The organism is Bradyrhizobium sp. YR681 (assembly GCF_000282615.1).
Taxonomy (GTDB): domain Bacteria; phylum Pseudomonadota; class Alphaproteobacteria; order Rhizobiales; family Xanthobacteraceae; genus Bradyrhizobium.
The window spans coordinates 1-9,269 of the sequence record NZ_AKIY01000216.1 but is presented as its reverse complement, the minus strand read 5'-3'; the positions used below and the strand labels follow the sequence as shown (position 1 = coordinate 9,269).

The 9,269-nt window shown below is 65.9% G+C and carries 13 protein-coding genes; 6 read left to right on the top strand and 7 right to left on the bottom strand.

What is annotated here, in order from left to right; translation table 11 throughout:
• A partial coding sequence (locus PMI42_RS22570; protein ID WP_008138309.1) for a GNAT family N-acetyltransferase occupies nucleotides 1-705 on the top strand: 705 nt, incomplete at its 5' end.
• Here PMI42_RS22570 and PMI42_RS22565 read toward each other — a convergent pair.
• Entirely contained in the window at nucleotides 702-1,154 is a 453-nt protein-coding gene (locus tag PMI42_RS22565) for a hypothetical protein (RefSeq protein WP_008138307.1), read from the bottom strand. The two genes, PMI42_RS22570 and PMI42_RS22565, sit on opposite strands and share 4 nt — an antisense overlap.
• Nucleotides 1,155-1,433: 279 nt before the next feature.
• Between PMI42_RS22565 and PMI42_RS22560 the strand changes: the two genes are divergently transcribed.
• Nucleotides 1,434-1,721 carry a hypothetical protein gene (locus PMI42_RS22560; RefSeq protein ID WP_008138305.1) on the top strand — a complete coding sequence of 96 codons (288 nt, stop codon included), beginning with the start codon at nucleotides 1,434-1,436 and terminating at the stop codon, nucleotides 1,719-1,721.
• 66 nt (nucleotides 1,722-1,787) lie between these two features.
• On the opposite strand, the gene PMI42_RS22555 is transcribed toward PMI42_RS22560, so the two are convergent.
• The 6 genes from PMI42_RS22555 to PMI42_RS22530 form a co-directional block, all read right to left on the bottom strand.
• Nucleotides 1,788-2,072, bottom strand: a complete 285-nt coding sequence (locus PMI42_RS22555) for a hypothetical protein (RefSeq protein WP_008138302.1) — start codon at nucleotides 2,070-2,072, stop codon at nucleotides 1,788-1,790.
• Between the two features lie 12 nt (nucleotides 2,073-2,084).
• Nucleotides 2,085-2,546 (bottom strand): hypothetical protein, encoded by a 462-nt coding sequence (locus PMI42_RS22550; RefSeq protein ID WP_008138300.1) that lies wholly within the window; start codon nucleotides 2,544-2,546, stop codon nucleotides 2,085-2,087.
• A gap of 45 nt (nucleotides 2,547-2,591) precedes the next feature.
• A complete protein-coding gene (locus PMI42_RS22545) occupies nucleotides 2,592-3,002 on the bottom strand; it encodes a curlin (RefSeq protein ID WP_008138298.1) in 411 nt (136 codons plus the stop codon).
• 26 nt (nucleotides 3,003-3,028) lie between these two features.
• A complete protein-coding gene (locus PMI42_RS22540) occupies nucleotides 3,029-3,421 on the bottom strand; it encodes a curlin (RefSeq protein ID WP_008138296.1) in 393 nt (130 codons plus the stop codon).
• Between the two features lie 65 nt (nucleotides 3,422-3,486).
• Nucleotides 3,487-3,888, bottom strand: a complete 402-nt coding sequence (locus PMI42_RS22535) for a hypothetical protein (RefSeq protein ID WP_035966364.1) — start codon at nucleotides 3,886-3,888, stop codon at nucleotides 3,487-3,489.
• Nucleotides 3,889-4,054: 166 nt separating this feature from the next.
• Nucleotides 4,055-4,714, bottom strand: a complete 660-nt coding sequence (locus PMI42_RS22530) for a response regulator transcription factor (protein ID WP_008138293.1) — start codon at nucleotides 4,712-4,714, stop codon at nucleotides 4,055-4,057.
• A 597-nt stretch (nucleotides 4,715-5,311) separates the two neighbouring features.
• On the opposite strand from PMI42_RS22530, the gene PMI42_RS22525 reads away from it, so the two are divergent.
• From PMI42_RS22525 to PMI42_RS22510, 4 genes are read left to right on the top strand one after another with little or no spacing between them, the layout of a single operon-like run.
• Nucleotides 5,312-6,742 carry an efflux RND transporter periplasmic adaptor subunit gene (locus tag PMI42_RS22525; protein ID WP_008138291.1) on the top strand — a complete coding sequence of 477 codons (1,431 nt, stop codon included), beginning with the start codon at nucleotides 5,312-5,314 and terminating at the stop codon, nucleotides 6,740-6,742.
• The gene (locus tag PMI42_RS22520; protein ID WP_008138290.1) at nucleotides 6,739-7,464 is read left to right on the top strand and encodes an ABC transporter ATP-binding protein; all 726 of its coding nucleotides are present in this window, start codon (nucleotides 6,739-6,741) and stop codon (nucleotides 7,462-7,464) included. Before PMI42_RS22525 ends, PMI42_RS22520 begins: the two co-directional genes overlap by 4 nt.
• Nucleotides 7,461-8,684 (top strand): ABC transporter permease, encoded by a 1,224-nt coding sequence (locus PMI42_RS22515; RefSeq protein ID WP_008138289.1) that lies wholly within the window; start codon nucleotides 7,461-7,463, stop codon nucleotides 8,682-8,684. Before PMI42_RS22520 ends, PMI42_RS22515 begins: the two co-directional genes overlap by 4 nt.
• A 52-nt stretch (nucleotides 8,685-8,736) precedes the next feature.
• A complete protein-coding gene (locus PMI42_RS22510; protein WP_008138288.1) occupies nucleotides 8,737-9,054 on the top strand; it encodes a response regulator transcription factor in 318 nt (105 codons plus the stop codon).
• Nucleotides 9,055-9,269 lie beyond the last annotated feature (215 nt).

Sequence of the window (9,269 nt, the reverse complement as noted above, 5' to 3'; positions counted from 1 at the left end):
GGGGGGGGGGGGGGGGGGGAGCCGGTCGCGACCGTCTCCTGCGTCAACTACGATGATCGCTTCGCCTTCCTCGGCTTCTACATCGTGCGCTCGGGCTATCGCGGCTCCGGCCACGGCCTGCGCATCTGGAACGCGGCGATCGCGCATGCCGGCCCGCGCGTCATCGGGCTCGACGGCGTCGTGGCGCAGCAGGACAATTACAGGAAGTCCGGCTTCCAGCTCGCCTACGCCAATATCCGCTATGGCGGCACGCTCGCCGCGCCGCCGGCGCCCGCCGATGTCATTGCGCTCGACAACGTCCCGCTCGCGCTTGTCGAGGCCGACGACGCCACAGTCTTCCCGGCGCAGCGCAGCGCCTTCCTGCGCGCCTGGATCAGGACGCCGGGCCATCTCGGCCGTGCGCTCATGCGCGATGGGAAGCTGGCCGCATGGGGTGTGATCCGGCCGTGCCGGAGCGGCTACAAGGTCGGCCCGCTCGTCGCCGACGATCGCATCGCTGCGGAGAAGGTCGTGCAGGCCCTGCTGGCAAGGGCCGGCGGCGGCGACGTCTTCCTCGATGTCCCCGCCGTCAACCGCGACGCCATTGCGCTTGCGGAAGAGCTCGGCCTCAAACCGGTATTCGAGACGGCGCGGATGTACACCGGGCCGATCCCGCCGCTGCGGATCGACCGCGTCTTCGGCGTGACCAGCTTCGAGCTCGGCTAGTAGCAGCGCATGACGTTGACGGTGTGCTCGCCGCCACCGCGGCCCGGCACCGTCACCTGCTCCGTCGGGCAGCTCGGCACATAGGGCCGGTCGGACGGCACCACGTTCGGCGGGAAGCGATGCGTCCAGTCCCAGGGAACGTCATAGGTGTAGGTGTAGCGCACGTCGTTGGAGACGGGCTGTCCGATATCGACGAAGGGCTGGTTGTCGTTTCCGCCGCCGTAGTAGAAGCCGCCGCCGCCCGGCCAATAGACCCAGGGCGTGTTGCGGCCGCGGAACCGGGCGCCCGGCCCGATCGGCGGACGCGCCATCGAACCGGAAGGCGCGGCAGTGGCCACGACGCCATGCGGCGCGGCGCCACCAGGTCTGGCAAAACTGTCACTGGAGCTAAGGAGCAGCGCGGCTGCGCTGAGCGAGGCGAACAGCGCCCCATATGATCTGGACATCATGATACGCACCAACTCGTTTGGCTTTCCGCGGCTCCCCACCGCAGGCTAGGCCGGGCTGTCGCCCACCCGCAAACGTATAATTAATTATTGGTTAAGGCGCGGGATAAACGCGGAACCGGGTGCGGCAGAACGCCCGGAATTCTCGCCTGTTTGAGGCACGTCGTGCCAGGGATGCCTCCTCATCAGCTGTTGATCAGAGTTGATCGGGCCAGCCGCATATGTCCGGAACGCTCCCCAATCGTGGTCGTTGGCCCCGACAAGAAGCAAGGAGCCTCTCGCATGCAGAAGACTACAAAACTCGTCGGCCTGATCACGGCCGCGCTCGTCGCCGGCACCGCCGCCGCATCGGCGCAGACCGTCGATCGGTTCGGCAACCCCGTGGGATGGGAGCGCAGCGGCGCCGGCTACGAAACCGCCCAGCCGCGCGCGATGTATTATCCCGGCACGGCGGGGCCGTATGGCGCGATGAACGGCACCAACCATCCGGCGCCGAGCTCGACACAGGGCGATGTCGGCCCCGACGGCAACAACAACGGCACGCTGACCGGCCGATACCGCAGCTGGTAGCCCGGCCTTCGACGAGGCCCGTCGTCCTCCAGGGGGCGGCGGGCCTTCGCGCGTCCATGCTGTGCGTCAGTGGTCTTGATGCTGCTTGCGCAGCCAATCGAGCATGTCCTGCGCATGTCCGCTGCCCTGCGACACGATGGCGGTGTTGCCGCCGCTGCGCCGGTACACTGTGGTGCGCCCGGGTTCTTTCTCGATCCTGACTTCGGCCTGCGCGGGATCGCCGCTTTGCGTGATCGTCGCCGCCCCGTTTTCATCCTGGACAATTGTGGTGTGGCCGTCGCCGGCGCCGGCCGGCGCCATCGCGACCGCTCCGATGAATCCTATTCCGGATGCGAGCAGGAGCAATCTCATGTCACACCTCCATCATCGGCTGAACTGGAAGATCGCCAGCCAGTTGAAACGACCGAACTGCCTCACCGCTCCCGAGTTCATGTCGCCGATCTGAAGCAGGAGCGCGTTGGTCGAATTGCCGATCTGGGTGATGTCGGCGGTGTTGCTGAGACCGGATTGACCGATCGCCGCGTTGGTGGTGCCGCCGACCTGGATCACGTTGGCAAAATTGCGCGTGCCGTTCTGGATGATCGTCGCATCCACCGTTCCGGTACCGCCGATCTGGATCACCCGCGCGATATTGACGCGGCTGTTCTCCTCGATCGTGACAGGCTGCACGTTGTCGCCGAACTGCACGATCGTCTCGATGCTGACGGCCCGGTTCGTGGTCCCGCGCTGGACCGACCCGGCCGACGCCTGCGTCGCCATGCCGATGGCGGCAAGCAATGCCGCAACCGCCAGAGCCCGCCTGAAAACCTCTCTGCCACACCGCATCGCGCTTCCCCTCTGGTTCCCGACACCGATGCGTTCACGCGCGCCTTACGGACCGGTCTGGACGATCATCGAGCTGTTGACCGTGCTGAACTGCGCGAGCGTGCCGGTGTTCATGGCGCCGAGCTGCGACACCAGGCTGGTCGCCGACTGGCCGGTCTGGCCGACGAAGGCGACATTGTTCATCCCGGCCTGCCCGATCGATGCCGAATTCGTTCCGCCGAATTGCAGCACGCCGGTGGCATTGTTGACGCCGTTCTGCGTCACCGTCGCGCTGGTGCTGCCGCCGATCATGAACACGCCCGCCATGTTGAGCTGACTGTTCTGGTTCAGCACGACCGGCGGTCCGCCGACCGACACGATGGTCTTGATGTCGGCGGTCTGGGCGTCGGCCGATCCGGCGCCGGCGCAGCACAAAGCGAGCATCGCGGCACCCGCGCGTCTCAAGAGAGGTTTCATGACGTGCCTCACCACTTCAGGATGGCTCACGGGGTCTGCTGGAGAATCGTCGAGCCGTTCAGGATTCCGAGCTGCCCGACGCCGGCCGTGTTGTTGGCGCCGATCTGGCCGATCAGGCTCGAATTGGAGCCGCCGACCTGGCCGGTCAGCGCCGTGTTGGACGCCGTCGCGGTGGTGCCGCCCTGCCCGGTCACCGCGGTGTTGACGGTGAGGAGCGAGCCGGTCTGCAAGGTGGTGGCCGTATTGGTTGCGCCGAACTGCATCGTCGTGGCGCTGTTGTTGGTGCCGCCGCTCTGCGAGATGAAGGAGCTGTTGGTCGACCCGAATTGCAGCACGCTGGCCGAGTTGCCGGCCCGGGCATCGACGGCGGTCAACGCGCTGAGCGCGATGGCCGTCGCAACGAGATAGGTGATCCGCATGTGATGTCCTCCGCGAGAATGGGCCGGACGCGCCGCGCTGTGGCGCGTCCGGCCGACGAGGTGGTTCAGTGCGCCGTCTGCGAGACGGTGCTCGTGTTGATGCCGAGGCCGCTGAGCTGGCCGACGGCGGCGGAGTTGTTCTGGAGCGCGGGCGGTCCGAACGAGTTCTGGGTGATCCCGCTGGTGTTGTTGCCGAAGGCCACCTGGCCCGTGGTCGCCGAGTTCTGCACGCCGGCCTGGTTCACGGTGCTGGCGTTGTTGAGCGACGGCGAGCTGGTGCCCTGCATGGTGGACGCACCATTCAGGATGCCGATCTGGGTCGTCGACGAAGAGTCATTGGTGAGGCCCTGCTGCGAAACGCTCGAGCCGTTCACGACGCCGACCTGCACGGTCGTCGACGTATTGGCGGCGTGGGCTGCGGAAGACAGGGCGAACACGGCAACGGAAGCAAAAAACAATTTGCGCATGGAGTATCCCTTTCTGGCCAAGTTGTCTGACTGGTTTCGGATGGCGGTCTCGAATGCGGCCGACATCGTGGGATGACTCTGAACCGACGGTGCCCGGTGCGATAGACTGCAGTTCATGCTAGTTGGTACGGACTAGACGATGCGCGGCGCGCGGCCACGCGCAATGCTAGATTTGCGGCTGTCCCGCACTGGCGCGTGCCGCTGCCGCGTCGCGCTCGATGCCGTCGACCAGCCGCACCACTTCGATCGGCGAACGCAGCTCCAGCTTTCGCATCATCCTGGCGCGATGCACCTTCACCGTCACTTCGCTGACGCCAAGCCGTGCCGCGATCTGCTTGGCGACCAGCCCCTCGGCCATCAGCAGCATGATCTCGCGCTCCCGCGTCGTCAGCGTCTCGACGCGCTGCCTTGCATCGCGCACCGCCGCCTCGCGTTCCATCCGCCTGCGGTCGCGCTCGATGCCGTGCCTGATGGCGTCGAGGATCTCCTGCTCGCGAAAGGGTTTTGGCAGAAACTCGACCGCGCCGCGTTTCATCGCCTCGACCGAGACACGGACATCGGAATGGCCGCTGATGAAAACGATCGGAATCGGCACGCCCGTCTCGGCGAGCCTGCGCTGCAGCTCGAGGCCGGTCGGCGACGTGCCGGGAAAGCGGACGTCGAGCACGAGGCAGGAAGGACCGGCGGACAGACTCTCCGCGAGAAACTCGTTGGTTGAGGCAAACAACTTGACCTGGTGCCCGGTCTCCTCGCAGAGACTTCCAATCGCATTTCTGATCTGAACTTCGTCGTCAACGACATAAACTGTGGCTTGAGCCGAACTCATGGCAACGGACTCCCCGGCTTGGGGCTCGATGAGCAAGCAACGAACCATCCATTCTTCTTGCAAGCGATAACAAGGTGCTTGATTGAATTCGCGGGGATCGAGCGAATAGAATCGATCCACCGGCTCGACGTCTTAGGGCCATCACTCCGTGAAGACGAGTGAAGGCGTTCACATATCGGGCTTCGTGATGACAGGGATTCGATCCCGCCGCCGGCGGCATCGCGGCAAGATGCGGCATCGCGTCTGCGGCAATCCGGCATCTTCGCCGCGGTATCGCCGACTGCGTCATGGCGTCGCCACCCATGCGCCGACGTGAACGCCGATCATCGGCCCCACTGGCCGGATCATACGGGACGTTCAGTCAGCCTATCGAGTTCGATACCGCGCGCATCATATCGATACGCCCGGTATGCATTTCCAGCAAATCACGAAAAGTCGCACCTGCGTCCTTTACTTCTGGATCATTCAGCGCGCCCGACCGTCGCCCTCGCAGCCACGACATACTGACGATCGATATCGCTTCGGATGATTTACAACCATAGCGCGATATTAGGACGTGCCGCCAACGAAGCCATTTCAAGCAGGCGGGTTTTTGATATGCGATTTGTGCCAATTGTGGCCTTGCTCGGAACTGCATGCGGCCTCGCCGCGGTCTATGCCGCGGGGCCGGCCGTCATCGCCGGCGCCGCCGGCAGCGCGGCAGACACGGCGGCTCACGCCTACGACTCGACGAAGCGGCTGCTCGTGCCCGGCGGGCGCCAAGCCCCGACGTTCGGGTCGGATGCGCCATTGTTCCGCTACGCCGCGATCCAGCGTGGCAGCATCGAGCAGACCATCACCGTCACCGGCGCGCTCCAGCCGGTCAAGACGATCGAGGTCGGTTCCCAGCTGTCCGGGCAACTCGCCCGGGTCTATGTCGACTTCAACGACACTGTCGCCAGGGACCAGCCGCTCGCTTTGATCGATCCGCGCAGCTTCGCGGCCAAGGTCGACGAAGCCAGGGCGTCCATGGCCGTCGCCAATTCGCTGGTCGACATCGCGCGCGCCAAGCTCGATCGCGCCCGGATCGACCTGCAGAACGCCAAAGGCAGCCGCGACGTGCTCGCCGCCAAGCTCGACAGCGCGCAGGCGGTCAAGGCTTCGGCGCAGAAGACCTTGCAGCGCAAGCTGGCGCTCCAGTCGCAGAACGTCGTGGCGTCGACGACGGTCGACGATGCGCAGACGGAATACACCGCGCGCCTGTCCCAGGAGCGCGAGGCCGAGGTCCTGATGTCGCTCAACGCCTACGCCGTGGACGGTGCGCAGGCCGATGTCCGCCGTATCGAAGCCGAGTTGCAGCAGGCGCGCATGGCGGTGCCGGAGAAAGCCGCCGTCCTCGCCGCGGCCCAGGCCGATCTCGACCGCACCGTGATCCGCTCGCCGATCGACGGCGTCGTCGTCGGCAGGTTCGTCAACGACGGCCAGACCCTCGCCGTCGGCCTGGAGTCGCGCACCACCTTCGTGGTCGCCCACCGCCTGGAGGACATGGAGATCCACGCCCAGGTCGACGAAGCCGATATCGGGCGCATTGCCTCCGGCCAGCACGCCTATTTCACCGTGGATGCCTATCCCGACCGCCGCTTCGAGGCCGTGGTGCGGCAGGTGCGCAAGGCGCCGCAGAACCAGCAGCACGTCGTCACCTACACCGTCGTCTTGGCGACCTCCAACCTCGACGGTGCGCTGCTGCCCGGCATGACGGCCCTGGTGAAGATCGTGATCGAGCGGCAGGACGACGTGCTGAAAGTGCCGCTTGCCGCGCTGCGGTTCCAGCCATCCGGCACGCGGCCGGACGCAACTCCTGCGAACAGCGGCGTGTGGGTACGCACGGCCAGCGGCGCACTCCAGCGCATTGCGGTGACGGTCGGGGCGGCCGGCACCGAACAGGTCGCCCTCAAGAGCGGAGACCTCGCCGAGGGCAGCCAGGTCGCCGTCGGCCAGGCCATCCGGCCGGCGGGCATGGAATTCTTCGGAATCAGGTTCGGATCATGAGCGCCCCCCTGCCCCTCATCAGTCTCCGGTCCGTCTCCAGGACCTATCGCACCGACGGGGTCGCGGTCACAGCAGTGCGCAACGTCAGCTTCGACATCGCGCAGGGCGAGATCGTCGCCGTGATGGGACCGTCGGGCTCCGGGAAATCGACGCTGATGAACATGATCGGGCTGCTCGATCTGCCGAGCGAAGGCGCGGTCCATCTCGAGGGCGCCAATGTCGCCGAGCTCTCGGAAGATCGCCGGTCGTCCTTGCGCGCCCGCAGCATCGGCTTCGTGTTCCAGTCCTACAATCTGCTCGCCCGCCACAATGCGATCGAGAACGTCGCGCTGCCGCTGGTCTATTGCGGCGTCGGCCGCAAGGCGCGCCTGGCACGCGCCGAAGCGAGCCTTGAGGCCGTCGGCATGCTGCACCGGGCCCATCACTTTCCGCGGCAGCTCTCCGGCGGCGAGCAGCAGCGCGTCGCGATCGCGCGCGCGCTGATCGCCTCCCCGCTGATCGTGCTCGCCGACGAGCCGACCGGCGCGCTCGACAGCCGCACCGGCGCCGAGATCCTGGCGTTGTTCGCCGCGCTCAACCGGACCGGCCAGACCATCGTGATGATCACGCATGATCCCGGCATCGCGACGCAGTGCCGGCGCACGATCCGCCTGCACGACGGCGAGCTCGTCAGCGACGAGACAACGGCCGGGCTGCTGCCGAAACGGAGCGCCGTGTCATGACGATGTTCCAGGGTTTTCAGATCGCCCTGCACGCTTTGCGCCTCAATCCGCTGCGCAGCTTCCTCACCATGCTCGGCATCGTGATCGGCGTCGCCTCCATCGTGACGGTGTTTGCGATCGGATCAGGCGCGCAGCTACGCCTGCAGGAACAGATCCGCTCGATCGGCGCCAACGTGCTGATGATCACGCCGGGCGCGGTCTATCAGGGCGGCGTGCGCCTCAAGGACGGCAGCAAGCTGACGATGACCGAGAGCGACGTGCAGGCCATCCTCGAGCAGATACCGGAGATCCAGGCAGCCGCCGGCTCGATTGCCGGAACGGCGCAAATCATCCACGAGAGCAAGAACTGGAACACGACCATCAACGGCACGACGACCGGCCACTTCATGGTGCGCGACTGGCAGCTCGCGACCGGGCGCTATTTCTCCGGCACCGAAGAGGCCAGCGCCGGCAAGGTCGTGATCCTCGGCAGCACCGTGGCGCGCGAACTGTTCGCCCCCGGCGACGATCCGATCGGCGCGCAGATCAGGATCATGAAGGTGCCGCTCGAAGTGGTCGGCGTGCTCGATCGCAAGGGCCCGGCGCAGGATGACGTCGCCTTCGTGCCGCTCAGCACGGCCAAGCTGCGCTTCCTCGGCAGCGCCAGCAACATCAACCGGGATTCGGTCGCCTACATCATCGCCAAGGTGGCCGCCGACGGCCAAATGGCAGGTGCGCGATCCGAGATCGAAAGCCTGCTGCGGCAGCGCCACCGTGTCCCCGCCGGCCAGGAGGACGATTTCAAGGTCCAGGATCCGGCCGCCGCGATGGAAGCGCAGCAGGGCGCGATCCGCACCGTGGCGCTGCTGCTCGTCGCCATCGCCTCGGTCTCGCTGCTCGTCGGCGGCATCAGCATCATGAATGTGATGATCGTGTCGGTCACCGAGCGCACGCGGGAGATCGGAATCCGCCGCGCGCTTGGTGGCCGGATGCGCGACATTCGTCTGCAGTTTCTCTGCGAGGCCCTCGTGCTCTGCCTGCTCGGCGGCGCCATCGGCGTTGCCGGCGGCATCACCCTTTCGATGACAGTCGCACGCATGGCCGGATGGATCACCTCGATCGACGGCGAGGCGATCGGCCTTGCCCTCGTCTTCTCGATCGCGACCGGCCTGATCTTCGGATTCTATCCCGCCCACAAGGCATCCCGGCTCAGCCCGATCGAGGCGCTCAAGACGGAGTGAGACGATGCAGGCGGCGGCAACATCAACCTGAAGACCAGGGAGGAGCAAAGTCATGAGCCCGGATCCGAAGGATTCGATTACACCGACACCGCGCGAGCGTGAGCTGATGATGCTGATCGCGCGCGGCATGCAGAACAAGAACATCGCCTACGAGCTCAAGATCTCGGAGAACACGGTGCGGGCGCATATCGGCAACATCATGCGCAAATACCGCCTCCAGAACCGGACCCAGATCGCGATCATCTATGCGCTGAGATCAGCCCCGCTTTCGCTACGGCGCGACCTGACCAGGAACGGAGCAAGCCCGGCGGCGGTCAAGCCGGCCCAGGCCCTCGCGCAGAATCCGCGGGTGCCGACCGCGCCGGAATAGCGGTGGTGGCCACAAGCCCTTGTGCAGCCCGCCGGGCAAAACACCCAAGCCCGGGGTCAAGCGATAGCGCCAAAATAATTCTCTTTATTAGAATTCGGATTTTTGTTAGATGTTGCTCACTCCGGCCCAAGGAAGAGGGGCGTATCGCGATCGTCACGAACGCGGGCCGGGCGGCGGTGGACGTAGATGGCGTCGGCGCGAATGGCTTCGCAGGG